The sequence below is a fragment of the Bacillus sp. RC51 genome, assembly GCF_044908115.1.
Lineage (GTDB): Bacteria > Bacillota > Bacilli > Bacillales > Bacillaceae_G > Bacillus_A > Bacillus_A mycoides.
Genome location: NZ_JBIYCW010000014.1, coordinates 1 through 25,894, shown reverse-complemented (window position 1 = coordinate 25,894; position 25,894 = coordinate 1). Strand labels below are relative to the sequence as shown.

The 25,894-nt window shown below is 33.8% G+C and carries 25 protein-coding genes and 2 pseudogenes; 6 read left to right on the top strand and 21 right to left on the bottom strand.

From position 1 onward, the window contains the following. Nucleotides 1-45: 45 nt before the first annotated feature. The 3 genes from ABH959_RS23035 to ABH959_RS23025 form a co-directional block, all read right to left on the bottom strand. Complete coding sequence (locus tag ABH959_RS23035) at nt 46-681, bottom strand: TetR/AcrR family transcriptional regulator (RefSeq protein ID WP_002069302.1); 636 nt, start codon at nt 679-681, stop codon at nt 46-48. 256 nt (nt 682-937) lie between these two features. Further along, complete coding sequence (locus ABH959_RS23030) at nt 938-2,290, bottom strand: DEAD/DEAH box helicase (RefSeq protein ID WP_002141774.1); 1,353 nt, start codon at nt 2,288-2,290, stop codon at nt 938-940. 73 nt (nt 2,291-2,363) lie between these two features. Further along, nucleotides 2,364-2,633, bottom strand: a complete 270-nt coding sequence (locus ABH959_RS23025; RefSeq protein WP_113936506.1) for a hypothetical protein — start codon at nt 2,631-2,633, stop codon at nt 2,364-2,366. Between the two features lie 62 nt (nt 2,634-2,695). Between ABH959_RS23025 and ABH959_RS23020 the strand changes: the two are divergent. After that, nucleotides 2,696-3,461, top strand: a pseudogene (locus tag ABH959_RS23020) (hypothetical protein). A 40-nt stretch (nt 3,462-3,501) separates the two neighbouring features. Here ABH959_RS23020 and ABH959_RS23015 read toward each other — a convergent pair. Continuing rightward, a complete protein-coding gene (locus tag ABH959_RS23015) occupies nt 3,502-4,191 on the bottom strand; it encodes an MBL fold metallo-hydrolase (RefSeq protein WP_219302269.1) in 690 nt (229 codons plus the stop codon). 243 nt (nt 4,192-4,434) lie between these two features. Between ABH959_RS23015 and ABH959_RS23010 the strand changes: the two genes are divergently transcribed. Further along, nucleotides 4,435-4,764, top strand: coding sequence for a YkvA family protein (locus tag ABH959_RS23010; protein ID WP_404493220.1), 330 nt, complete (start codon nt 4,435-4,437; stop codon nt 4,762-4,764). A gap of 273 nt (nt 4,765-5,037) precedes the next feature. Here the strand turns inward: ABH959_RS23010 and ABH959_RS23005 are convergent, their stop codons facing one another. The 10 genes from ABH959_RS23005 to ABH959_RS22960 all read right to left on the bottom strand — a co-directional run bounded on the left by ABH959_RS23005 (nt 5,038) and on the right by ABH959_RS22960 (nt 14,697). Next, a complete protein-coding gene (locus ABH959_RS23005) occupies nt 5,038-6,273 on the bottom strand; it encodes an MFS transporter (protein ID WP_242311341.1) in 1,236 nt (411 codons plus the stop codon). A 208-nt stretch (nt 6,274-6,481) separates the two neighbouring features. Then, complete coding sequence (locus ABH959_RS23000) at nt 6,482-6,952, bottom strand: MarR family transcriptional regulator (RefSeq protein WP_404493219.1); 471 nt, start codon at nt 6,950-6,952, stop codon at nt 6,482-6,484. A 240-nt stretch (nt 6,953-7,192) separates the two neighbouring features. Further along, the gene (gene tdcB, locus ABH959_RS22995) at nt 7,193-8,194 is read right to left on the bottom strand and encodes a bifunctional threonine ammonia-lyase/L-serine ammonia-lyase TdcB (protein WP_404493218.1); all 1,002 of its coding nucleotides are present in this window, start codon (nt 8,192-8,194) and stop codon (nt 7,193-7,195) included. Between the two features lie 106 nt (nt 8,195-8,300). After that, nucleotides 8,301-9,884 carry an aminotransferase class V-fold PLP-dependent enzyme gene (locus ABH959_RS22990; RefSeq protein ID WP_404493216.1) on the bottom strand — a complete coding sequence of 528 codons (1,584 nt, stop codon included), beginning with the start codon at nt 9,882-9,884 and terminating at the stop codon, nt 8,301-8,303. Between the two features lie 90 nt (nt 9,885-9,974). Further along, complete coding sequence (gene plsY, locus ABH959_RS22985; RefSeq protein WP_404493215.1) at nt 9,975-10,523, bottom strand: glycerol-3-phosphate 1-O-acyltransferase PlsY; 549 nt, start codon at nt 10,521-10,523, stop codon at nt 9,975-9,977. Nucleotides 10,524-10,661: 138 nt separating this feature from the next. Continuing rightward, complete coding sequence (locus tag ABH959_RS22980) at nt 10,662-11,561, bottom strand: BadF/BadG/BcrA/BcrD ATPase family protein (RefSeq protein ID WP_404493214.1); 900 nt, start codon at nt 11,559-11,561, stop codon at nt 10,662-10,664. Between the two features lie 18 nt (nt 11,562-11,579). Further along, on the bottom strand, nt 11,580-12,731 hold the full coding sequence (gene anmK, locus ABH959_RS22975; RefSeq protein WP_219302264.1) for an anhydro-N-acetylmuramic acid kinase AnmK: 1,152 nt from the start codon (nt 12,729-12,731) through the stop codon (nt 11,580-11,582). Nucleotides 12,732-12,752: 21 nt separating this feature from the next. Next, a complete protein-coding gene (locus tag ABH959_RS22970; protein WP_404493213.1) occupies nt 12,753-13,019 on the bottom strand; it encodes a hypothetical protein in 267 nt (88 codons plus the stop codon). Between the two features lie 77 nt (nt 13,020-13,096). Continuing rightward, a complete protein-coding gene (locus tag ABH959_RS22965; RefSeq protein WP_404493212.1) occupies nt 13,097-14,380 on the bottom strand; it encodes a PTS sugar transporter subunit IIC in 1,284 nt (427 codons plus the stop codon). An 11-nt stretch (nt 14,381-14,391) separates the two neighbouring features. Beyond that, on the bottom strand, nt 14,392-14,697 hold the full coding sequence (locus ABH959_RS22960; RefSeq protein WP_404493211.1) for a PTS sugar transporter subunit IIB: 306 nt from the start codon (nt 14,695-14,697) through the stop codon (nt 14,392-14,394). A 226-nt stretch (nt 14,698-14,923) separates the two neighbouring features. Here ABH959_RS22960 and ABH959_RS22955 point away from each other — a divergent pair, with 226 nt between their 5' ends. Continuing rightward, nucleotides 14,924-16,483: a glycoside hydrolase family 10-like protein gene (locus tag ABH959_RS22955; RefSeq protein WP_404493210.1), complete on the top strand. Its 1,560-nt coding sequence runs from the start codon at nt 14,924-14,926 to the stop codon at nt 16,481-16,483. A 56-nt stretch (nt 16,484-16,539) separates the two neighbouring features. On the opposite strand, the gene ABH959_RS22950 is transcribed toward ABH959_RS22955, so the two are convergent. The 3 genes from ABH959_RS22950 to ABH959_RS22940 form a co-directional block, all read right to left on the bottom strand. Beyond that, nucleotides 16,540-17,373 carry a DUF3974 domain-containing protein gene (locus tag ABH959_RS22950; RefSeq protein WP_002035109.1) on the bottom strand — a complete coding sequence of 278 codons (834 nt, stop codon included), beginning with the start codon at nt 17,371-17,373 and terminating at the stop codon, nt 16,540-16,542. A 24-nt stretch (nt 17,374-17,397) separates the two neighbouring features. Beyond that, nucleotides 17,398-18,510: a toxic anion resistance protein gene (locus ABH959_RS22945; RefSeq protein WP_002119468.1), complete on the bottom strand. Its 1,113-nt coding sequence runs from the start codon at nt 18,508-18,510 to the stop codon at nt 17,398-17,400. A 348-nt stretch (nt 18,511-18,858) separates the two neighbouring features. Further along, complete coding sequence (locus ABH959_RS22940; RefSeq protein ID WP_002085565.1) at nt 18,859-19,452, bottom strand: O-methyltransferase; 594 nt, start codon at nt 19,450-19,452, stop codon at nt 18,859-18,861. Nucleotides 19,453-19,757: 305 nt separating this feature from the next. Between ABH959_RS22940 and ABH959_RS22935 the strand changes: the two genes are divergently transcribed. Further along, entirely contained in the window at nt 19,758-19,916 is a 159-nt protein-coding gene (locus tag ABH959_RS22935) for a hypothetical protein (RefSeq protein WP_002085567.1), read from the top strand. Nucleotides 19,917-19,950: 34 nt separating this feature from the next. On the opposite strand, the gene ABH959_RS22930 is transcribed toward ABH959_RS22935, so the two are convergent. The 3 genes from ABH959_RS22930 to ABH959_RS22920 all read right to left on the bottom strand — a co-directional run bounded on the left by ABH959_RS22930 (nt 19,951) and on the right by ABH959_RS22920 (nt 22,504). Next, nucleotides 19,951-20,820: a sigma-70 family RNA polymerase sigma factor gene (locus ABH959_RS22930; RefSeq protein WP_404493208.1), complete on the bottom strand. Its 870-nt coding sequence runs from the start codon at nt 20,818-20,820 to the stop codon at nt 19,951-19,953. Next, complete coding sequence (locus ABH959_RS22925) at nt 20,798-22,108, bottom strand: phytoene desaturase family protein (protein ID WP_113936516.1); 1,311 nt, start codon at nt 22,106-22,108, stop codon at nt 20,798-20,800. The genes ABH959_RS22930 and ABH959_RS22925 overlap by 23 nt, the downstream gene beginning before the upstream one ends. Nucleotides 22,109-22,180: 72 nt before the next feature. Beyond that, entirely contained in the window at nt 22,181-22,504 is a 324-nt protein-coding gene (locus ABH959_RS22920; RefSeq protein ID WP_113936517.1) for a luciferase domain-containing protein, read from the bottom strand. Between the two features lie 235 nt (nt 22,505-22,739). On the opposite strand from ABH959_RS22920, the pseudogene ABH959_RS22915 reads away from it, so the two are divergent. Further along, nucleotides 22,740-23,894, top strand: a pseudogene (locus ABH959_RS22915) (HD domain-containing protein); the annotation flags it as partial. Nucleotides 23,895-24,007: 113 nt separating this feature from the next. After that, the gene (locus ABH959_RS22910) at nt 24,008-24,640 is read left to right on the top strand and encodes a cupin domain-containing protein (protein ID WP_002136296.1); all 633 of its coding nucleotides are present in this window, start codon (nt 24,008-24,010) and stop codon (nt 24,638-24,640) included. Nucleotides 24,641-25,258: 618 nt separating this feature from the next. Here ABH959_RS22910 and ABH959_RS22905 read toward each other — a convergent pair. Then, the coding region (locus tag ABH959_RS22905; protein WP_404493207.1) for an exosporium glycoprotein BclB-related protein at nt 25,259-25,894 on the bottom strand (636 nt) is incomplete at its 5' end.

The window sequence follows — 25,894 nt, the reverse complement described above, 5'->3', positions numbered from 1 at the left end:
CGATTCAGACCGACTGCCGGTCGATAATATCCAAACAGAAAATTACTATTTCTGTTTGATTAAAACCTCCACCATGTAATCAAAGGCTCCCTCTTTCGCTCCAACAGATGCTTCCATCATTTTGATATAAGCTTTAGCCCTCCTCATCATTTCTTCCGGCTTCCACTGGAATAAACCCTCATCAAATATGACTTGTGCTGAAGAGAGTAATAATTCAATCGTTTCTTGTGGGTATGGCGTAGAAAATATGCCTTCAGCGATTCCTTGTTCTAAAATCTCTGCTAAAACAGGAGATAAATGAATAATTGATTGTACTATACTTTTTTGATGCATTTCCGCATTATTTGGCTGATGAAATTGTTCAATCATTTTATCTTTTACATCTCCTGATTTTGGTGATTGTTCCATTAAAACTCGAAATAACTTATCCAAAACTGGGATATTAGGGTTAGAGACAATTGCTTTCGCTTTAGCAACATCCGCTTTAATAATCCTCATAATAATTTCATCCATTACTTCTTCTTTCGACTTAAAATAATGATAAAACGTCCCCTTTGCTATACCAATCTCTTTTAAAATGTCATTTACTGTAGTTTTCGTATACCCTTTTGTAACAAACAAACGTTCAGCAGTTTCTAAAATTTCATTTCTACGCTCCCCATATTCTTTTACGATCCTCATTCATGTACTCCTTCCTACGGACCGACTGTCGGTTTATTTAAAGTATATGTTTAGTATGTGAAAAGTTTCCTGTTATCGTACATATACAACAACCTACTTTATATTTCCTTTATGAATTTTAAAATTTATTTTTAATACGGTGAATGAAATTTCAAAGGTTGTTTCTATGCAATCACCCTTGTACTTATATCGACTTCGTTGTATAAAAACAAAAAAGAGCCGCAACACTTTGCGACTCTTTTTGAATAATAACTATTTAACGGCCACGTCTTTGCTGACCTTGTTTTGTACTACTTTTCTTATTACTTGGCTTATTAAATGATCGATTGTTATCATTTCTAGAACTATTTCTTGAATCGTTTCTTGGACCACCTTTTGAACCACTTCTTGAACCTTCACGGCTATCTCTTTGACGATATTGACCTGATTTCTTTGGAGCCGGCTTTTGTACCGGTTTTCCATTTTCATCTACATTTTTTATCATCGGTTGTTCGATTATTTGTCTTTGTATTGGTGCACCAAGCGTTTTTTCAATTTCTTCTAAATGTTTTTCATCTTTCGCTGCAACAAACGTAATTGCAAGACCTGATCCACCTGCACGTCCTGTTCGGCCAATGCGGTGAATATAACTTTCTACATCTTCAGGGATATCAAAGTTAAATACGTGCGTTACACCATCTACATCAAGTCCACGAGCTGCTACATCAGTCGCAATTAAGTACTGAATTTTAGCTTCGCGGAAACTCTTCATGACTCTTTCACGTTTCGCTTGAGGTATATCACCATGAAGTTCAGCACAATTATAACCAAGTCCCTTTAAATCATCATAAAGCTTACTTGCTCTAACCTTTGTACGACAGAAAATAACTGCTAAAAATGGCTGATCACGATCCATAACAAAACGAAGTGCATCTGGCTTTGCACGATCTGTCGTCTCAATGACACGCTGCTCAATTGTATCTACCGTTACTTCTTCACTTTGTACTTGAATCATTTGCGGCTCTTCCATATAACGCTTCGCCAATTTTTTAATATCTTTTGGCATCGTTGCTGAGAATAACATCGTTTGTTTACTATCAGGTGTCTCATCTAAAATATCTTCAATATCATATAAGAATCCGAAATAAAGCATTTGATCTGCTTCATCTAGTACAATCGTTGAAAGATTACTTAAATCAATTGTTTCACGTCGTATATGATCTAATAATCGTCCTGGTGTCGCTACAACAATATGTGTATTACCTTTTAATTTTCTCAATTGTTGTGCTACATCTTGTCCGCCATATATCGCTAGTACATTAATATCTTCTCTTTGAACAAGCATTTTTTTAATTTCAGTTGTAATTTGCAGTGCTAGTTCCCTTGTTGGTGCAACAATTAAAGCCTGAACATCACTAGACTCTGGATCGATTTTTTCTAAAATCGGTAACACGAATGCTAACGTTTTACCCGTTCCTGTTTTCGCCTGCCCAATAATATCTTTACCTGACATAATAACAGGAATTGCCTTCTCCTGAATCGGTGTTGCTTCTGTAATTCCATTTTCACGTAATGTATGATTAAAAGTTTCACTAATTCCTAATTCTAAAAAGTTTTTCAAATAGACCACTTCTTTTCCTTATTTTTCACATTAGCTTTCATTGTACCATTTGTTTCGCCAAATATGAAAAATAAAAAAATTCTTATCTTCTTTTTTTATTTTCATCGTGTATTAGATGCACAAATTCTTTTTGTTTTTTCTCGGATTTTATTAATGCTTCCATGTTTGTCGAATTCAAAATATACTTCTTAATTTTTCTATTACTCCAAATTAGACCTGTATATTTCGGATCTTCGTGTAACCTTCGAAACCACTCAAATTCGCTTAATTTGGCAATATGGTGTTTTAATTTCATGTCATTTCGAGGATAAAATAAAATTATATCCATTATTACATCGAACAATAAACTCATCTTCTCCCCTCCTATACATATATATTTCAAATTTACGGAAACATAGTTAAAGGATGATGAAATTGACCACTACATTCATAAAGATATTTTGCATATTTTTCTTACTATATTTTCAATCGACCTCAATTATTATGGCAAAATCTCAAACAAATGTGATAAGTGAATTTAAACAAGCTTTACTCAAAAATGATAAAAAATTAATGCAGTCATATGTAACAGAAGGGATTGAATTGCCTACTTTCCAAAAGGAAAAACCTATTCATGAAATTAAAATAGTACCATCTCCAAAAGAGGATACTACAATTCTTATTTCTTATTTCTTATTTCAAAGACACTGATGATGGATTTACTATCGGTTGTATTTTAGAAATAGTAACAAAAAACAACAAAATATCTCAAATTAATCAAATTTATGATGGAACTAATCCTCTTATGAAAGAAGCTACTATTGTAAAAGAATATGAAATGAAGTGTAAGGAACATATACTTACTCCTACCAAATTCCCGTTCGAAATTCAGCAATTTCACGGTTACATCTATAACGATAATTTGGAACTACGTTACTATAATGAAAATATTAGTGGGATTTTAAAAATCACGGTTTCACCAGTTCACAATAAATTAGACCAATATGTACACAAGGGAACAAAGTTCTATAATTTTAAAAATAATATGAAAGCATTATATAACCCTCATTTTAATTTAGCATATGAGCTTATATTTCAGAAAGACGGTTTTCAATATACAATCGCAATTGGTAACAAACTACATATAAAAAAAAAATACAATGTTAATGATTTGATTCAAATTGCAGAATCTATGAATTGAAAAACCCTATCTTTCCGATATAGGAAAGATAGGGTTTTTATTATTTTATAGTAAATTCCCCCCCATGATAGCAATAATATCTTTCTGCTTTAAGACATTTAATCTTCTTCAAAGACTGTTCCGCTCTTTCTATATCTAAACAAAACTTTGGATTAGCTATAACTAATTCCCGATTCTCTTGAACCGCTGCGTCTCCCGTAATTACACAGTCTAAATTCGGAAAATATAATGAAATATGCCCCGAAGTATGTCCTGGCGTTGCTACTATTTGACACTCATTATTCAAAATCATTTGACCATTATATACCTGTTCATCAACGGAAATATGTCTTATATTTTTTAACTGCTGTATAAACCATTCGCCAAATTCTTTTTCTTCTTTTGGCATACGCTCTAGCATTTCTTCAGCTTGAACTAATCTCTCTGATTTTATTTCACCATTAATATAGTTTGATTCAATTTCACTAGCAATAACATTAATTTGAGGATATTTCACTTTGAAATCATATAAAGCTCCTATATGATCATCATCATAATGGGTAATAATTATATTTTTTAAGTTTTTCATCTCATACCCATGTTTTACAATTGCATCTTCAATTAAAGGTGAAAAATTCATATAACCTGTATCCACTAAAGTTAATTCATTGTTTACTATAATTAAGCTCGGATAAATACATTGTTTCCCCCCGTTAAATTCGAATTCAATTGGTAGTTCTATTATCTTCATTTTTCTTCCCCCATACCGATTATTAAATGTTTAATAATAAATAAATCATCCACATACATTTTACTGTACATACTTATGTAACGGAACACTGTGAGTCGTTACATAACCAACATTCTATTATTTCGAACAGGTAATTCCCTATTTTTATGGAATATACATAAGAAAAACAATAAAATTGATTATTTCCCTACTTCTTTGTCTATCCTTTTAAAAAATCTATGTTTTTGTAATAGGAGTGTTTATATGGAGAAACAGACCCTTTGGAAAAAATTCAAAAAAAGCTCAGCAAACTTCGGGAAATCAAGCGTATATGAAAGTATTATTTTATACTACACAATGAGAAAAAAAGGGTTACCTACTAAAGCGAAATTCATAATATTAGCTGCTTTATCTTATTACGTATTAGCAATCGACTTCATTCCAGATATAGCTGCTATTATTGGGATCGGCTTATTAGATGATGTTTTAGCAATCGCTATAGCACATAAATTTGTAATGCGCCATGCGGACAGTGAAATTCGAGAAAAGAGTAAAGTAAAAATGGAGTCATTATTTACTTCAGCACAAGCATAATTAAACTATCTAGTCATTTACATAGCTTTTTACTTTCAAAAAAGCTAACTTTAATTATTGATAGTTCTATTTAACCTTCACCATGAGAGCATTACAGAATAAATTCTTAATTTTTCTTAGCTCTCAAACTGTAAACAAATAGGGGCCAGTACTTGTTCCTAAGTTCTGACACCCTATTATTTGTTCTTATATTTATCTGTTATACAATTCATTCAGGAAAGATTCCCGTAGAAACATCCTTATATAAAGAAAGACCATAATAGTGCAGATAGTTTATACAGTTACATGCGTCCCTTTATACAAAACTGCTATTGCAACTACTATAAGAATCATCCCCATAAAAGCAGGAGCAGCATGACCAAGTGATACATAAATTTGCCCTCCAATAATTGGACCAATCATTCTTGCCAAAGCTTGAATAGATTGGCTACCACCTTGAATCCTCCCTTGTTCACTAGAATCGACAGACTTTGAAAGCATCCCATTGAATGAAGGTCCGAAAATCGAGTCACCAAAACCAAACAGTAACATCCCAACGATTAGAAGAGGATATAGGGAAAACAAAGCTGATGCTGCAATAAAACTGTAGCCAATAATCTCCGAAACCATTCCAAGTATAGCTATTTGTTTATCACTAAGCTTGATTAAAAGCTTTGGCATTATAAAAGCTTGTGAAATGATGTCTTGAAAGCCCATAATTGAAAACATAAGTCCGATTAGTGCAGGCTTCCAGCTAAAAGTATCCATCGTAAATTGTGTGAAAATTGCTTGTAAAGATCCGTTAGGTATCCAAAGTAAAAACGCTGAGACAAGTAACCATTTTAAGTTTTTCATGGAAAGTATGTTTGCAAGTTGTACAAAAGGATTTAACCTTACAAAAGTAATCTCTTTTAACCTATTATTTTTGTCAAGACTCTCAGGCATATATTTCATCCCATATAAGACATTTAATAAAGTTATGAACGCTCCAAAATATAAAGGTACAGAATGACCAAACTTGGCAAGTAATCCCCCAAGTGTTGGCCCAATAATGGTTCCTGCACCTACCACTGCACTCACCCATCCAAAGTACTTCGTTCTCTGTTCTGGAGGAATGATATCTGCAAAATATGCGAAAATTGTACTTATACTCCCGCCTGTTATACCTTCTATTATGCGTCCAGCAAATAGTACCCATAAGGCCCCTCCTATACCAAAAACTAAGTACCCGATTGCGGAACCGAAAAGGCATATTAAAAGTAATGGACGACGGCCATATTTATCGCTCAAAGCCCCGAGTGCAGGAGCAGCAAAAAACACGCAAACCGCATAAACAGAGGTCAGTAGCGTAACAACTAGAGCCTGTTCTTCCGGACTACTTATATAAGGCTGCACTAAGAATGGCACTACAGGCATAATGATACTGAAACCTATTCCACAAAGAAATACAGAAATAAGGCCGAATATTAAAGCATGTTTATCTATGTTTTTTTCAGTTTCGCTTTCATTTTGTGATTTAAAAATAGACATTTAACTTCTCCCCTTAAAACATTTTGTTGCTTTGTCAACAAAATGATAACTCTGTTTTGTTGATTAGTCAACAAAAATACAATAATAAAAAGGTAGCCTTACTATGAACAGGCTACCTTTTTATTATTTAAATGTATCCCGCATGAACGGGAAAATAAGTTAGTTTTCGGGATTAACTACCCGTAAAATCCCGAATGCTTCAACTTTATTATGACTTAATATGTATACCTTGTTTCTTTATTTCTGCATCCAAATGCCTACTATACTTTTCCACGAAGTTAATTATACTGTCGAATTCTTCCTCGGTTACTTGCTCAAATACAGCTTTATCCCGCTCTTGAAACTCTTTGTGCAGTTCTTCATGAATTTTATAAACTTCTTTCCCTTGTTCGGTAAGCCTAAAATAAATTTCTTTCTTATTTTCCGACTTTTGATAGCTTTCGATAAGGCCTTTTTTTATGAGCTTCTTAGTCATTCTACTTATTGCACCGCGAGTCACATAAAAAGCCTCTGCAAGTTGTGTCACGTTAGAATCTGTATTGTTTTCAATATATTCAATACAATGTACTTCAGAAGACTTAAAACCCTTCAGACCTGCTTCCATCTTATCCTTATTTAGCCAAACCATCTTATTATATAATTCCCTGAAACCGTTCATGACCTGTTCTTCCTTATTCATGGCCTATCCTCCTAACAGCTCATTCATACATTAAAACCATTATATTAAATTTCTGTTTCTGTTTCGACAATATTGATATAATTATTTGAGTTATCTATGAAAATAGATGCTTAAATAAAATAATTCACTATACGGAAAATACAGCATGTGTATTACAACTTGTACTATACAGTAGACAAAAAGCAGAGCTAAGATTAGTTTTCTTAACTCTGCTTTCATAAAATTTATGTTTTTTAAAGATTATTTCACTTCATTAGCTACAAAAAATTGCTCACAAACACTCGAAATGCGTTGCAAATCTACGTTCCCACCAGATATAACCGCTACTACTTTTTTCCCTTTTATATATTTATCCACTTTCCCTGCAAGTAGAGCAGCAGTAGCTAATGCACCTGCACCTTCTACAACGGCTTTACCACGCTGTAATAAGTCTTTCATCGCTACTTCTAATTCACCTTCTGACACTGTTACAATATCATCTACTAATTCTTTTACAATCTCAAAAGTTAAATCACCTGGTATTTTAACTGCGCAACCATCTGCTATAGTAGGTGCCTCATAATGTTCTACGATTGTCCCTTTATCATAAGATGCCTTCATCCCATGAACATTTTCAGCTTGTACACCAATTATATTGATTGATGGATTAAAAGACTTTAATGCAACAGCAATACCAGAAATAATGCCACCTCCGCCAATTGGTACAATGACCGTATCTACATCCCACATATCATCAAGAATGTCCAAACCAATTGTACCTTGACCAGCCATTACCTCCACATCATCATATGGATGTAAGTATGTTTCACCTGTTTTCCTAATAATCTCCTCACATTTTGCCTTCGCATCATCAAAAGTTTCACCATATAAAATCACTTCTGATCCGTATCCTCTAGTTGCTTCAACTTTCGCCTTCGGTGCAGAAATCGGCATCACAATTTTACTCTTAATACTAAGTAAATGAGCAGATAAAGCAACTCCTTGCGCATGATTACCAGCGGAACAAGCAATTACGCCTCGCTCTTTTTCTTGATCTGTCAACTGTGACATTTTATTAAACGCACCACGAAATTTAAAAGAACCCGTTAATTGCATATTTTCTAATTTCAAGTGAATTTCTCCGCCTGTTTTACTAGTCAAATAAAATGATTTTACTAAAGGAGTTTTACGAGCATTTCTGTCTAAAATGTTTTGAGCTTTTTTAATGTCTGTTATATGTAATGGTAGTTTTTTAGTTATCATGCTAACACCTCTTCTAATAATTTATAATCTACTGTTTGTCTCATTTTTAAGTTTTCGTAAGTAATAATCCCTTTATACGCAACCAACTATGTTCAAAAATCATTGCTCATATATGTACGCCATTCTTTAATGTACATCTGTGTAAACAATTCAACATCCTTTTCATATCACGTTCTTTGTAATGATTCAGGCATGCAATTTGGATCCAGTTATTCTTTTGTAAATACGCTGATTCATAATGAACAATATATCCTTGTAATGCTAATGCATCGCCTACTGCCTTAGAACACTGCCCTTCGTTTAATTGAATGGTAAGAACAATTTGAGCGGCATGATTTTTAGGTGAAACAAGCTTTAAACCCATAGTATTAATAGCTTGTTCAATATAAGCATACGCCTCTTTTATTTTTTCAAATGCCTCTTCATCTTCAAGTCGCTTCAATGCTTCTTGCAATGCATAAATTAAATTCCATGAATGGGAGTATGGAATACTATCATTCATTTCATACATACCGATATCCATATACGCAGGTATTGCTTCGTTTTTCTCTATCATGTGATTATGAAAAACGAAAGATAATCCTGTAAATGATTTAATCGCTTTTCCGCTTACACCACTTGCAAAATATACATCCTTCAAATTTATTGATATTGCTCCAATTGAGCTTATACAATCTACACATAGTTTCATTTGATACTTTTTACAAAGAGTGTTTAGTTCTTCTAAATTATTTAACATTCCAGTTGATGTTTCATGGTGAACAAACCAAAGCCATTCATAATTTCCAGTTTCCATTATTTTCCCTAATTCTGTATAAATAAACGGTTCTCCCATTTCTTTTTCATACGTATCAAAATATAACTGTGCGCGTTTTGCCTGCCCAATTAATCTATTACCGAACTCCCCGTTCGCTAAAACTAGTCCTTTACCTTTTAAAGAACGTAACTGTAAAGCAATTGCATCATTCGCTAACGTTCCTGTTCCTAACATAAGTTGTACACGTTTTGCTTTCGTTATTTGAAGTAATCGTTTTTTTACATTTTCCATCGTCACTTGAAATGACTTAGAGCGATGGGAAATAGGCTTAGTAGAAAATGCCTTTTGGACATTCTCTTCGATGTCTACTGGGCCAGGTAAAAACGTATATTCTTTCGTCATAATCCCCCCAACACTCGACTCTTCAAACATAGCAGGTGTAACATACATTGGCTGGAAAGCTGCTGCTTCTGTACCAACTAACGTATAGAAAGGTTTGAATCCCATTTGCTCATATAAAAGAAGCTCACGTGTTGTGGCTGAAATGAGTGCTAATTCATATCCATTTAGAAGTAAATAACGATGTAAAAAGCGAATTAAGCCTAATAGCGCTCTTCCATTTCGATATTCACTTTCTACTGAGAGCAACCGAATTTCATATACTTTCTCTCCATGCTCTTGTAAATAAAAATCTAAATTTGAAATTTTATAATCTAATGAGAATGGTCGTTTTCCCCGCACCGCGACCATACCTACTAATTTCTCACCATCTAAACAAATTAAATATGTATTTTCTTCATGAAATCGATCTATACGAAAACGGTTTTTCGTTTCTTCATGCTGCGGAATCTCTTCTACAAATGTTTTATAGTTCAATTTATGTATACTTTCAAATTCCCAAGTTTGATCAGCAACTTTATAAATTAACCCCATGTCCTATCCCCTTTATCTCTCTAATTATCGCTCACTATCTATTTAAAAAATATAATAAGTGGAGATTACTCCACTTATTAAAAGTTCACTTTATTCTCGATTTACATATAGAATAAGTAGAATAATAAGTACACTTAAAATAGTCGTAACACTAGAGTAAGAATAAAAAATCATGCAAATTGGTAAACAAGCGATTGTAATTAACCCTGGCTTAGTAAATCCTTTAAATATTACATAAAATACAATAAAAATACCTATTAGAGTAAGCGCTATCAAACAATTAAATGCGATTAATCCTCCAATAAATGTTGAAATACCTTTTCCACCCTTGCCTTTAAACAAAATTGGATAAATATGTCCGATGATAACAGCCAATAATGCCAGCATTACGAATGTAGCATCTTCAAAAAGGTATTTTGCTATATAAACTACAATTGCACCTTTAATCGCATCACCTATAAATGTAGCGACAAAATACCCTTTTCCATATACTCTCCCCATATTTCTTGCACCGGGATTTCCGCTTCCTTCATCACGAATATCAACGTTATGTCTCCATTTTGTTACTATATAAGCGGTCAATATGTTTCCAAACAAATAAGAAGCCACTACATAAAACAATTGCATACTATTAATCATGTAATTATTCACCTTCTACATAGGAATACTTATACAATATTCAATTACTATGTATATTGTACTTTTCTTGCTCTACATTCCTTTATACATTTTAACATCATATTTTTACAAATCATACCAAAAGTCGCATTTGGTTATTTACACATTAAAATATATATCCTTCATTAAATAATATGTTCCTTTCGCTGCAACTTCTGATAATGTTATAAATGTAACTTCTCCCATACTTTTCTCACAGCATTTCTTAAATTCAGCATATATTTCAGGTACTGAACACAATATACTACCACTAACTGCAATTAAAGGTGATAAATCAAACTGCATCTTGTTGTAAATATTCACCGTAATTATCGTTAATTCCTTAGCCGCTTGCAAAATAATTTTATGTGCATCATCATTCCCATTCCTCGCTTCCTCTATAATTAATGGTGCAATTGCTGCAACTTTATCTTTTGAAGAACTATATACTAGTCTTTTTATATGAGATGATGTTAAAAGTCGAAACTCGTCTTGAATCCTTAAGCTTAATGGACAAAGTCTAACTCCTTGATCAAATTGCAATGCCATTTTCTTCAAGGCTTGCAAGGCAATCCAATAACCGCTTCCCTCATCCCCTAAAATATGTCCCCATCCACCGCTATACTCGTACACTTCGTCTTTCTTTCCTATACAAATTGCACCTGTACCACCTATAGTTAATATTCCATTCTTACCTTTTAAAGCAGCTGCATGTGCAATCATTGCGTCATTAAAAACTTCAACTTCCGTTTCATATTTCTTTATTAATCGTAATGTTAATTCATTTGTATTCGCTCCACTTATACCCGCTAACCCTAAACAAATACAAACGCAGTGCCCATCTATTAAAGCTTTCTTGCATTGATCGATCGCCTCCATAATATGCGAAACTGCTTTTTCATAATCTATTAATATATTTCCAAACCCACTCGTACCTCTTACAACTTCGTTTCCGTCTTGATCAAATGCAATTGCTTCTGTCTTCGTGCCCCCACCATCTACTCCAATCATATACTTCATATGTTCGCCTCATTTTCATCATCTTATTGGAGGGAATGTTATATTCCCTAAAACTACAGATTGCTTTGCACCTGTTGCGCTTGGCACATTACTCGGATTACGATGATGCGTTTCGTTTGCTAAAATCGCAAAGGCGATTGCTTCTTTCGCCTCTGAAGAATAGCCTATATCTTCTTGAATGAATATCGCGCACTTTTCTTCCTTCAATCCATTTCGTATCATTTCAACAAGTGTACGATTATAACTGCCCCCACCACCTAAAATTACTTCATCGATTTCATAATACGGCAGAATAAACTCCTTATAATGATGAACAATTGAACTTGCTGTAAACATCGTGACAGTCGTCAAAAGATTTTCTTTACCATGCTTTTCAAACCGCTTCAATAATTCACTTACAAACTCTTCTCCAAACTGTTCTCTACCAGTTGATTTCGGTGGATTCATTTTCAAAAATGGATGGTTCATACAATATGTCAAAATTTCATCTACAACTACTCCTTGTTTTGCAATCCTACCATTTTGATCATATGGCAACTGAAATAATCTTTGACATACATCATCGATTACCATATTTCCTGGGCCAGTATCAAAAGCAATAACGCTCTTATCACTTAGATGACTTGGTATTACTGTAACATTACCGATCCCGCCAATATTTTGTAGTAATCTATTTTTAGTTTGATGACGATACAAAATGACCTCTGAATATGGCACAAGTGGTGCACCTTGTCCCCCTGCTGCCATATCCATCGTTCGAAAATTAGAGATAACCGAAGTGTTCGTTTCATACGCTATAACTGCTGGTTCCCCAATTTGAAATGTTGAAGAAATAATATTACCTTCTGGTGCTGGTTGATGATAAATCGTTTGTCCGTGAGAACCTATTAAATCTAATTGTTTTAGCGACAAATCAGCCTGTTTACAAACTTCCTTTACAGCATTGGCGAAACATAAACCAAGTTTGAAATTTAAACTACATATTAGTTGCACATTTGAATTCTCTATTGATAATGCATGTTGTATCTCATTTTTTATATCATTGCAAAATGGAACAGTAGTAAAATGGATGAGTTCGACCTTAGAATCTACACCGTTCCCTTCTATATGAACGAGCGCTACATCTATTCCATCTAACGATGTACCGGACATTATTCCTGCAATATACATAAAATGCATGCCCCCTATTCACTAAAAAACAATTATGTAAGTAAACAACGTACAACCTACAGAAAACAATATAAATCTAATAAACAACTGGACTTTCGATACAACTGTGCCATCAATGAAAGAAACAACGATCGTAAGCAAAACACTTGCCGCAATGCTTGTAACGATCCATATACTATGCATTTGTGGTAGATTTAGCATTCTTAATAAAGGTACTAAGAGTAAATTTGCACATATTACTCCAAACAATAATATAAATACACCTTTATAACTAAATTTTATATTCATTCCATTTCACCTCTCTCGATTTAATATGAAAGAAGTGATAGACAAAAAGTCTATCACTCAAAATAACAGTATAAAACTTAAGGGCTAACAGATTCCCCGTCACCATTCTTTTCAATTTCAAGCATATTTTTGTCATACATTTTAAAGAATGGTAGGTAAATAAGGAATGATATTGCTATATTTATAAAAACTAATACTACTGCACGCCAATCTCCACCTGTGGCTAAATACGCGCCAATTGGAGCTGGTAATGTCCACGGCGGCATAATATGTGTTGGCGTTACAAATCCCATCGCAGTTGCTGAATATGCAACAGTTGCTGTTACGAGTGGTGTAATGATAAACGGGATAATTAAAATTGGATTTAGTACAATCGGCAATCCAAAAATAACAGGTTCATTAATATTAAAGATACCAGGCACAATACAAGTTCTTGATAATGCTTTCGAATATTTTGATCGACCAAATACAATCATAGCTAATACAAGTCCTAACGTCGCACCAGAACCACCAATCCATATAAACCATTGGTATAATGGTTCTGGTGAAATGAATGGCAACTGGTTTGCTCCACTAGCAACTGCTTCACCATTTTTCCCTAAATATACTTCCCATAATGGCCTGGCAACAGTTCCAACAACCGACACACCATGGATTCCGAATGACCAAAAAAATGTAATTAAAAATACTGGAATGATTACACCGAAGTAACTATCACCAGCTTTTACTAACGGTGCCGCTAATTTATCAACTACATGATGTAAATCAATACTAAAAACGACAGTTACTAAACTCATTAAAATAATAACGAATGCAGCAGGTATAAGTGCTTCAAACGAACGTGAAACAGACGGCGGTACTTGTTCTGGCATTCTAATCATTACATTTTTCTTCTTACAAAATCTTAAAATCTCTACTGATAAAATAGATACGATCATCGTTACGAATAATCCATGCCCCCCGAGATTTGTCATCGGAAGCATAAATCCTTTTTTATCGATTAATTCAGGCGTCAATGTTAAAAGTAGTGCGCATACTGCTAACTGCGCCCCTGATAAAGCATCTAACTTATAACTTTTCGCTAAATTGTATCCTATTCCAAATGCTATATATAAAGACATAATAAACATCGTTAAACGATATGGTATTAATATACTTGTTTGATTTTTCAATGCCCAAACTGATATGAAACTATCTTTCGGTAATGGTGGAAATGCTACTATTAAAAAGAAACTCCCTACGATAATAAATGGTAACGCCGAAATAACTCCATCACGGATTGCTTGTAAATGCCTCTGTTCAGAAAGCCTTGCCATCGGTCCAGATAAGTTTTTATCAAGAAACGTGACAAACTTATTCATAACGCTTCCCCCTAACTAATTAATCCATTTACAGTTTTTAACAAAATCAGACCACCAAGCGGCGTGTATGCTTGCGGCGGAATAATACCGCACGGAATAGATTCTTGTTCTGTAAGTTTTTTTACAGCGTCAAATCGATGTCTAACTTGAGGTGCAACCATTACAACATCCCAACCATTCTTTACTTCTTCCTCCACCTCACTTGTTCCAATAGCATGCACTTCCATGTTCATACCTTTTTTCTCTGCTTCTTTTTTTAAAGCGTTTACAACAATTGCGCTGGACATTCCTCCAGAACAAACGAATAAAACTTTCATTATTGAATCCTCCTATACTTATAAATTGTTTCCTTCAAATGAAAGAAAGTTTCACTTTACTAACAAGCATATGAAGAAATGAAACGATTTAGTTATACTGAAAGTAAATTTCACTAAAAATATTTTTCCTATTAAATTAATGTTTCAATATGCAATTTTCTCTATTGCAAGGCCAACCCCGCCTCAAATAATATATTAGATAATCATATGATAGGGAGGCGTATAAATGATTGTTAAACGTTTATTAATGATATGTTGTACCGTCATCTTTTTTATTCCTTTCTCTTTCATTTCCCCTCACTCTACTTATGCTGAAGTAAATACTACTTACAAAAAACATGAATTACGGGCTGTATGGCTAGCATCTGTTCTCAATATTGATTGGCCTTCAAAAACTGGCTTACCTATTGAAAAGCAGAAACAAGAATTTATAAGACTATTAGACGATGTAAAAAACACTGGTATGAATGCAGTCGTTGTACAAATTAAACCGACTGCTGATGCTTTCTATCCTTCAAATTACGGTCCTTGGTCTGAATACATTACGGGTACACAAGGAAAAGACCCTGGATACGACCCACTCGCATTTATGATTGAAGAAGCACATAAAAGAAATATCGAATTCCACGCATGGATTAATCCATACCGAATAACGATGAATCACACTGATATAAATCGATTATCGGATAATCACCCTGCAAAACAGCATCCCGATTGGGTTGTACCTTACGGCGGGAAGCTATATTACAACCCTGGTATTCCAGATGTGAAAAACTTTATAACGGAAAGCGCTTTAGAAATCGTAAAAAATTATGATGTTGATGCAATTCATATGGACGATTATTTTTATCCTTATAAAGTAGTTGGCGAAGAATTTCCTGATCAAAAAACATTTGAATCATATAATAATGGGAATTTTTCAACTATCGAAGATTGGCGTCGCAATAATGTAAATGAACTCATAAAAGGTTTAAATACTGCTATAAAACAAGAAAAATCATACGTGAAATTTGGCATTAGTCCATTTGGCGTATGGCGAAATATAGCTGACGATCCAACTGGCTCTAATACAACCGCAGGTCAAAGAAACTACGATGACCTTTATGCTGACACACGTGAGTGGATACAAAAAGGGTACATTGACTACATTACACCTCAAATATATTGGAATATAGGTTTCACACCTGCTGCATATGATATATTAGTAGATTGGTGGGTAAAAGAAACAAATAACAAACCGATTCACCTATACATCGGTCAAGCGGCTTATAAAATAAATAACAACTCTGTGCCTGCTTGGTCTGAGCCAGAAGAATATCCAAAGCAAATCGCTTTAAACCATCAATATCCACAAATAAAGGGTAGTATGCATTTCAGTTTAAAAGATATAAATAACAATCCACTTGGAATTAAAGATAGACTCTCAAAAGACATATATAAACACCCTGCATTAATTCCACCTATGCCTTGGCTTGATCATGATCCGCCAAAACAACCTACTTTAAAAGGTGCCATTCCAAGAGATGAAGGTATTGCCGTAGGAATAATTGACAATAGAGATAATGACTCTTCTTATTACGCCATTTACCGTGTGAATGGAAAAAATGAAGTGGATATACAAAACCCAAAACATTTACTTACTACTGTAAGAAAAACAAAACTTGGAGAAATTTACGTAGATAAAACGGCTATTTCTGGAGAAACGTATACGTATGTGGTAACTGCAGTTGATCGATTGCATAATGAAAGCATTCCTTCTAGTTTTACTACCGTTAAGGCAAAATAAAATCTCAAAAAAAACGCCTTAAAGCTGAGAAATACTTAGCTTTTAAGGCGCCTTTTTTATTTATTCTTAAACTTCTCAGTCGCTGCTCTCATCTTCACATTCAAATCATGATCAATGGAGTCGCGAATATCACGCTCTACTACTTCCATTTCTTTTTGGAAATTTTGCAAGTATATTTTTAGTTCTTCTTCTTTTTCAGGACGTTGTGATGGTGGTAATTGTACCACTAATGATAACATCGCTGTTAAATCTTTCATTAAGAACGTTTCAAGTTTATGTTGTTGTTCAAACATGCGTTGTTCTTGATAGTACGGCAATGCATTTAATACTGAAATTGTAATGTCATCAACTGTTCTTTGTAGTGAAGGATTAATCGAGCGTTTATATGCTTGAATTGTATTTAATGCATCTGGATATCGATCATAGAAATACAATTTATAAAACGATAAGTCTGTCGGTTTTACAGTTTGCTGCGTTTCTTGTCTTAAGAAATCTTTCACTTTCATCGCGGCCACATCGATATCTTCATTTGTAAGCTTTTTCGTTGTTTTTGCCATTACATGCACTTTTTTCTGTTTTTCTTTCGGTAACATTGAAAATACTTGTTCTCTCGTACGTTGACCTGATGTACAGAAAAGAGTATTCAATGTATGTTGTTCTTTCTTTCCTTCCGTACGAATCCAGCGATAAAAGAGTGGATGTTGCGTAAACTCTTGTAAAAACGGTGTCGATTTGTTTGATAATTTCTCAATGGAATCTTGTGCTCTCTTATATGGTTTCGTCCATGAAAAATAAAGTTTACGTCCGAAGTATACAACTAAAACAACGACAGTAAATGCGATTAAAAGTAATGATCCTAATAGTAATAATACTCCTTGAATGAAACTCATTTTTTCACCTCCTCTAAAAGTCTGTTATTTCCTTGGACGCTGAATGAGTTTCTGCTTCATCTCATCATTAAATGTATCTAGTTCAATTACAAATTTCTTACTAGACTCAATAATACGTTCTGACGATTTCTCAGATGCTTCAATAGCGGCAAATACATTTTGGAATGATTCACGTAATTTATCCATGCTAATTGCAGGATTTTCTAGGAGTTTTGTTGTTTCTTCTGTATTTTGTTTTAATGCTTGTGAATTGCTTAATACCATTGATTCAATCGCTTCATTTGTTGCATTAACAGCATCAATTGTTTTACGTTGATTTGTTAATGCGAGCTGAATTGCAGCTGAAACCGTTACAACGTTTTGCGTCATCGTAATTGCATTACGAATTGCCTCTGATAGCTTTTCATTATTTTTCTTAATGATGTCTACAGATGCGATAGATTGTAATAATACACTTTTTGCTTGTTGCATATTACGAGTACGCACAAGTATCTTTTCTAATGCATCATTTATTAACGGAATATCCCTTTGACGTTCTGGATTTTGTTTCTCAGCTTCAAGCATACCAGCAAGTTTTCTTCCTAAGTATACTTGTTTATCAAGAGCGTGAATTTTATCGTGTGATTGCTCTTTTAACATTTCAAGACCAACCGTATCCTCTTGCAAGTTATCACGGCCAATGAGAAGTGATCTTATAATCTCCTCGATTTGCTTATCTATAGATTGATATTTATGCACGTAATTTTCAAGCGGATTTTTCTTAAACACTTTAAACATAAGTTTCTTCATACCAGTTGCTTTTAATGAGTTTGGATCAAGTTCTGATACCACTTTTCGTAATTCTAACAATGTATTTGGAATTTCTTCATTCTTTCCATTCATCATCGCTGTCACAGGACGTTTTAAAGCTGATAGCGTTTGTCCTGCCGCTTGTTGCTCTTTATCCCCTAAGTCTCCAAGCTGCGACAATACTTTTGATAAATCTGTATTTTGCTCGCTATTTAACTTTTGTACATAAAGATCTGCTTCTTTATTCAGTTCTTCAAGTTCTGCATCTTTTATTACTGTATCCACTACTACTTCTACATTATTATCTTTCACAATCGATACAGGTTCTTTTTTCTCGAGTTCAGTCAACAAAATCGCTCCTTTATTTATATGTGCGAATTTATGTGCACTATATTTCATCTAATATATCGTATTTCATATACATTTTTGCTTGCTTGAAATCGATTTTTCAAGAAATACCTGCTTATGCAGTCATTCCCTGTTTCATAGTATAAGTATACCTGTTCTCGTCATTATTTTCCTCAGACTTAAGACCTAGAGAACAACATACTGAAGACGGATTCTTCATAGCTTACCTTACTTATCACCACTGACTATTAATTTGAAATTCCATTTAGTTACCTTCTTAAATTCATACAATGCTCTATCTTTTGACATATACTATCTTTCAATGTGATAATTATATTAGGTCCACTTCTAATTATTCTTCCGCGCAACAAATGCTCCCTTTTGAAAAGCTAATAACACGGTTTCAAACGTAACGTCTTCTTCAATCATCTTTATAAATCCAGCTAATTCCCCCGCATGAGAAGTTGCATTATCAATTACAAGAAAACCTTTTGGCTCTAAAATACGTTTTATATGTTCCCACCACCACATGTATTGCGTGCGCTCTGAATCTAGGAAAATAAAATCAAATGAACGATCTACTTGCGAATCTAAAAATGCCCCAGCCTCTTGATTATGAATATCGATTCTCTGTGTAAGATTTGCCCTTTCAAAATTTCCAAGTGCCTCTCCAACCCGTTCTGAAGAAAGTTCTACAGTTATAACATTTCCATTTGTTTCTTCTACCGCATTTGCTAGCCACAATGTAGAATAGCCATTTGAAGTTCCAATTTCTAAAATTTTTTTTGCATTGCAGCCCTTTACTAATACTGATAAAAACTGCCCCATTTCACGAGAAATATTTCTTAATTTTTCTTCTCTTTTTTCTTTATGTCGATCATGCTCTTCTCCATATTGTTCAAGTTGCAATAATAATGAATCTAGAGTATTCATTTTCTCCATCGCCTTTCCAAGCAATATGATGAAAAAGTACATGATGCCCGTCTACTTTTCATTATATGCGAAATGCACACCTTTTTCCTGTTATACGACAAAGAATTAAAATTTTTTATAGCATATTGTTTCGTTTTTTGGTAAAGTTAATTTCTACGTGCAATTATTTAATTCACATTATTTTACAATCAGTTTTCAATTATAAGATAATCTAAACCCCATTTAAATGAATCGGTATTTCTAATTCAACTAAGCGCCCTTTTCGGACGCATTTTCTTTTGTTTATATATTTCTGTAAGAAAGGATGCTTACACATGAACGTGATTAACTTAGATGCTGCTAGAAGACGTAAACAGCATAAAAAACTAATGATAACTATACCGATTATTAAACGCATTTATGAAGAAGACGGGGAAATTAAATTCGAGGTAGCCGGCGAAAAAGATGTACCTCTTGAAATGTTAGAAAAATAAAAAAAAGACGCACTTCTAAAGAAATGCGTCTTTTTTATACTATTACATTTAAGTGCATAAGTTTTTCAGGATTAACCATCATATAAATGTTTGAAATTTTCTCATCCTCAAATATGAATGAAAGTACATACGTCACTTTATTATTTATTGTAACTATAACGCCTGGTGCACCATTTACTATTTTGAAATCAACACTATACTTTTCTGGCAATCGTTTTGCAATTCCAAAGAACAAACGTATAATTTTATCTGCAGAATAAATCGGATTAATTGCAGTTGTAACTTTACCACCACCATCTGCTTTAAATATCGCATCTGTTTTTAATACTTCTAACATGCCTTGCGTATCCCCACACTGTAATGATGATACAAACTTTTCCACGTAGGCAGCCATTTTCTTCGTACTTAATGTTGATTGCTTCGGCTTATCTAAAATACTTTTTCGTGCGCGTTGAAAGATCTTCCGGCAATTCACACTACTCTTATCAACAATTGAAGCTATTTCCTCGTAGTCATAACTGAAAACCTCTCTTAATATGAAAACAACCCTTTCTACCTCAGACAATTGTTGTAAAAGTAATAAATATGCCGTAGAAATTGATTCTTTCATTACAAATGACTCTACTGGCTCATCAGACTCTTCCACAAATGGCTCTGGTAACCACATCCCTACATATACATTACGTTTATGCGCTGCCGAACGTAATGTATCAATTGAACGATTTGTCGCCACTTTACACAAATATGCTTTCATATTTTCTATAGATTGAACGTCCTCCATATTATTAAACGATATAAATACGTCATGGACGATATCTTCAGCATCCATAACACTCCCAAGGATTCTATATGCTAACGAAAATAATAATGGTTGATACGCTTCATATAACTGCTCCGTTTCCATGATGAACTGCCTCACTTTCAAATTTCTTTAAAATGTGTAACGCTGCACGTTTCCCGCTTGCTACCGCAGCATCAGCTAATATTTCATCATGCCCAGCCCAATCCCCTGCAACGTAAACACCTGGCATTTCAGGTATATTAGGGCCCGGTTTTTCAACACGGTCAATATGAGGAAAATCATGTACTACCGTTATTTTCGGTAAATATTGCTTTGCAACAACTTCTCTTTTCCAATTAGGATGTAGCAACTCCATCGTATTTTCTAACTGTTCTTGATCATCATGAAAATGATTTATCTCTAGCATAGGATTATGGTACTTAATTAAACTCACTACAATTGCTCCATCTTCACTTAATTTGGCTGCTCTTGATTGATTCGTGAAAAATATAGGTTGATCTAACCCTAATGCAAATTGATGTGTAGGATTGGTTAAGCGTCTTAAACCAATATCTAATGCAGCGACGGTAACCCCTACCGATTGTTCACTCCATCTACACAAACTTGTTCCTTCTGCACCTTTTATTATTTTACAAGCTTCTTTCGGTGGAATCGTCACGACAACTGCATTAACTTTAAATACTTCATCATCCGAACAACGAATTTTTTGTATACCTTCACAATTTTCTACTTCCAATACATGCTTACTAGCCTGAAATTGCACCCCAACATTATTCGCTATATCTCTTAATTTTGTTATTATCGTCTCCCAACCACCATCTACATAAAATACTCCTTCTTTTATTGAAAGCTGTATTTGCGTTAGTACAGATGATGCTAATTGTATTGTAGGAGCAAACGTATATGTTGTTGTTCGGCATAGCGCATAAAATATATTTCGAACCATCGGATCTTTTATTTCATTTTCTGCCCATGTAGATAAACTCATTTTTTGAACTTCTCCTACATCTAATTTCCCTAAATGAATCATAAGACGAGAGAATTGTACTTTTGCAGACCATGAAAGTAACGGTGTTGATAAAATGGAGCGAAAATCTGTTGGAATGGTAAATACATCCCCTTTCCATATTCCATGTGCTTTTGTAGATGGCATTCCACCTGGAAGATTCAAACCTAACTCATTAAAAGTTAAAAATGCTGCTCCTCCTCTGTATAAAGCATGTGCACCAAGATTCATGCAAATGCCATTTTTATTTATAGTCATCCCCCGACCACCAAAGCGACTGGATTTTTCCAATACAATAACTTTCCTTCCAGATTTCGCTAAATATATAGATGCTGTTAACCCAGCAAGCCCACCACCAACAATTGCTACATCAAATGTATTCATAATAAAATCCCTCCTTATCGTTCTACATACAAGACGAACGATTTAGGAGGGATGTGACATAAAAATAAATTTTTATTTATCTACTTTATTTCTTTTTTGTATTCGGTCATATTGCATACGAAATAACTCAATTGCGAATGGAATATCCTCTTCACTCTTTATATAATAACTTATCCATCCTGATTCAGGTAATACGTGATGTGGTTTCACTAACCCTTCATTCACTAATTCATCTCGCTTTACCTTCGGAAATGGTAAATCAACTAACTTTTCACCATGAAGATGACCAAGTTCTTTCTTACCATAATTTATTTCAATACCACCAAATCGATGAGGTTTTTCAGAAACACCCGCCCAGCTGAGCACTTCATTTCTAATCATTTCACTAAATGACATGAACATTCACTCCTTATTATTGATTGATATAATTTTAAATTAACACGTTCATTACTTTTTCCATCAATCCAAAATATGAATGCGAATACGAATACGAATACGAATACGAATACGAATACGAATATAGTTTAATCTCAATATACTTTATTTTTTTAAACAATAATTACAATTTCAAAAGGTCTTTATCATATTATATAGAATTATTATTAAAAATAATTTTAAAGGATGGATATATATGTGCAAGGTATTATTACGAAAGGCGAATTATCTTCAATCTGAGGAATTAACACTATTTAAAAAAGCTATAAAGTTTGCAGAGCAAGCACACGATGGACAATACCGTCAAACTGGAGAACCATACATCATTCATCCTTTCGCGGTTACAGAAATATTACTAAATTATAAAGCTGACGTCACAACATTAGTTGCTGCGTTATTACACGATGTTGTAGAAGATACAGAGCATTCTCTAGAAGAAGTTAAGTTATATTTTGGTGCGAACGTTCAATATATTGTAGATGGATTAACAAAAGTTAAAAAACAATGTGGTCAAAAGAAAGCATTATACGAAGCAATTAATTTTAAAAAGTTATTACTGGCCTCTCAAACAGATATACGTGTTAGCATTATAAAAGTTATAGACCGCCTTCATAACATAAAAACATTGAGTGTTAAAAAGCCTGCAAAACAAGTAGCTTATGCAAATGAAACACTAACACTCTTTGCACCACTTGCAGAGAGATTCGGTTTATATTCAATCCAGAATGAATTAGAAAACCTTTCTTTTCAATATCTACATAAGGAAAGATATAAAAAAATACATAATCTTCTAACGGAATATGCGCCACACATTCAAAACAATATAACGAATTTAAGAAAAGGCATACTTTCTTTTTATGATACTACCCTGTCATTTGAAATAAGTTATGAACTCAGCCCTATTTACTCTGCTTACTCACAACTACAAGAATCTCAAAACGTATCAAGTGTTTCACGAATATGTATCACCACTGCAAGTGTGCTAGATTGCTATAAAATTCTTGGAATGATTCATCAATTATACAAACCAACTATAAACTATTTCGAAGATAATATCGCTCTTGAAAATAGCCATTTTAATAACAATTTAAAAACTAAAATAAATATGAATGATACTGAACAAACAATTATCATTCAAACGCAATCAGCAAAAACATTAAAAGATAATGGTATTTTTTATTTATTGAATAGTAGAACTGTAGATGTTCAAGCAATATCTTATAAAATAATGAATGATATAATTGTGAATAACAATTTATTAACTACAGATCCAATCGCCTTCCACAATTTAGTATCGTATGAACTATTCGAAAATACTATTACGGCTTATACTACAGATTTACAACCTATATTATTTATAAAACAGGTGAATTTATTATGATACAGACAAATGCACATAACTAACACTAGGCACATATCCTAAAGTTGTATCCATACTTACCTATAGAAAGGCGGGTAATACAATTGACTTCTAATATCGACTACACTTCCCCCTCAACTAATTTCACTCATGATTTAAGTAAAAGTAATTTTTTTAAGAAAGATGCCCAAAATTATATAAACGTACTTGGCATTAAACAATTAAATACTTTAGAAAATACTTCTTTATTAGATATTTATTTAAGTACAGGGAATGTTGTAGAACCACATATTCATCAAAATGCAGCTGAACTTGTTTACTGTATTTCAGGATCTGCTGTTGTTTCTTTACTTAATCCATTTACGAATCAGATATTAAACTTACCGATAAAACCAGGGCAAGTTGCCAACATTCCACAAGCGTGGTGGCATTATGAAATTGCTTCAGCAGATAATACTCATTTATTAGCTATATTCAATGCCCCAACCCCAGAAGTTATTTTTGGTTCTGATATTTTAAGATTAACTCCTGCTAATATGATGGCTCATACTTATTGCCTCAATGAACAACAATGGAAACAAGCAGTATCCCCAATTCAATCCACTACGGTAATTGGTCCTCCCGCAAACTGTAATCAAAACCGCGACATGATAAATCAGTCAACTCAGCCCCCTACTCAGCAACAAAATCTATATTACCAAGATTCTTATTACTTCCCTCTATACTGGGGGTATTAATTAGTATCATTTTAATAGAACCACCATTTATCTCCTCGGAAAATACCAAGGAGATTTTTTATCGTAACAATTAATAGAGTACATACATATAATATTTATATATTTAATTGGAGGTGATAGTACTATGAGTAATTATAACTATCGAAAAAACTACTCTAATAATAAAAATAGTAGCTCTTCAGCATCCTCTCAATCTTCGAACTCTCAATCTTCCGATTCCCAGTCACAAAGAGATTTAGCCGATCAAGGCTATGTAAAGAAAAAGGGATGTAACTGTAATAAAAATAAATAGTTTATTACTAATTTGAGCAATGACATTTCACCGCTCATGATTAACAATTTAACCCACTAGTATATAGTTTATTTAATGGATGAATTCTGTTTTTAATAGAATTCATCTTTTTTGTTTCTATGTAATTTTTCAAACCATATAACTTATTCCATAAACAATAAAGTGTAAATCATAAATTTTGTTTTTTCTTATATACCAACTTAATAAAGAGTAATTTCCCAATTGGTTTATTACCTATCTTTCAAAAAAATATAGCCCCACCTAATAAAATTAGGTGGGGCTATATACAAATGCCTGTTTAAATTTCAAACAAACATTGTAACAAGTTAGACGATATTAATACCTGCACTTACAAATCCAGCAACTGCAGCTATTGGACTAGCAGCTGTTAATGAAACATATAATAATACTTTATCCCCAGCGGCTACCGGAATTGCTTCAGGTATGATACCTGATGCTGTGTCCAAAATAGCTATTATAGCAAATGCTGGTGTTAATAATAAAGGTGCTCCTTGTACTGTAAACGTATTACTTGCTGCTGGTGCAGTTAATATTTGTATCTGCACTTGAACAGGTGATAATGGAGCTAATGCAGCTGTTGCACTAAAGAAGCCAGCCAATGACGTAATAGTCCCTGCGCGTGGTGCTACAAATGCATAATCACCTATCCCTAACGCTAATGTGATACTTGTTCCACCAGTTAAAGCAACTCCAGGCTGACTAAATCCAAATCCAAGAAGAGTTCCTGTATTAGCTACTAATGCGTTAACTAACGCAGATGGTGTTGTACCTGAAGCAAACGGAATAATAGCTCCGCCACCTGTTGCTCCCGTTGCTCCTGTTGCTCCCGTTGCTCCTGTTGCTCCCGTTGCTCCTGTTGCTCCTGTTGCTCCTGTTGCTCCTGTTGCTCCTGTTGCTCCTGTTGCTCCTGTTGCTCCTGTTGCTCCTGTTGCTCCTGTTGC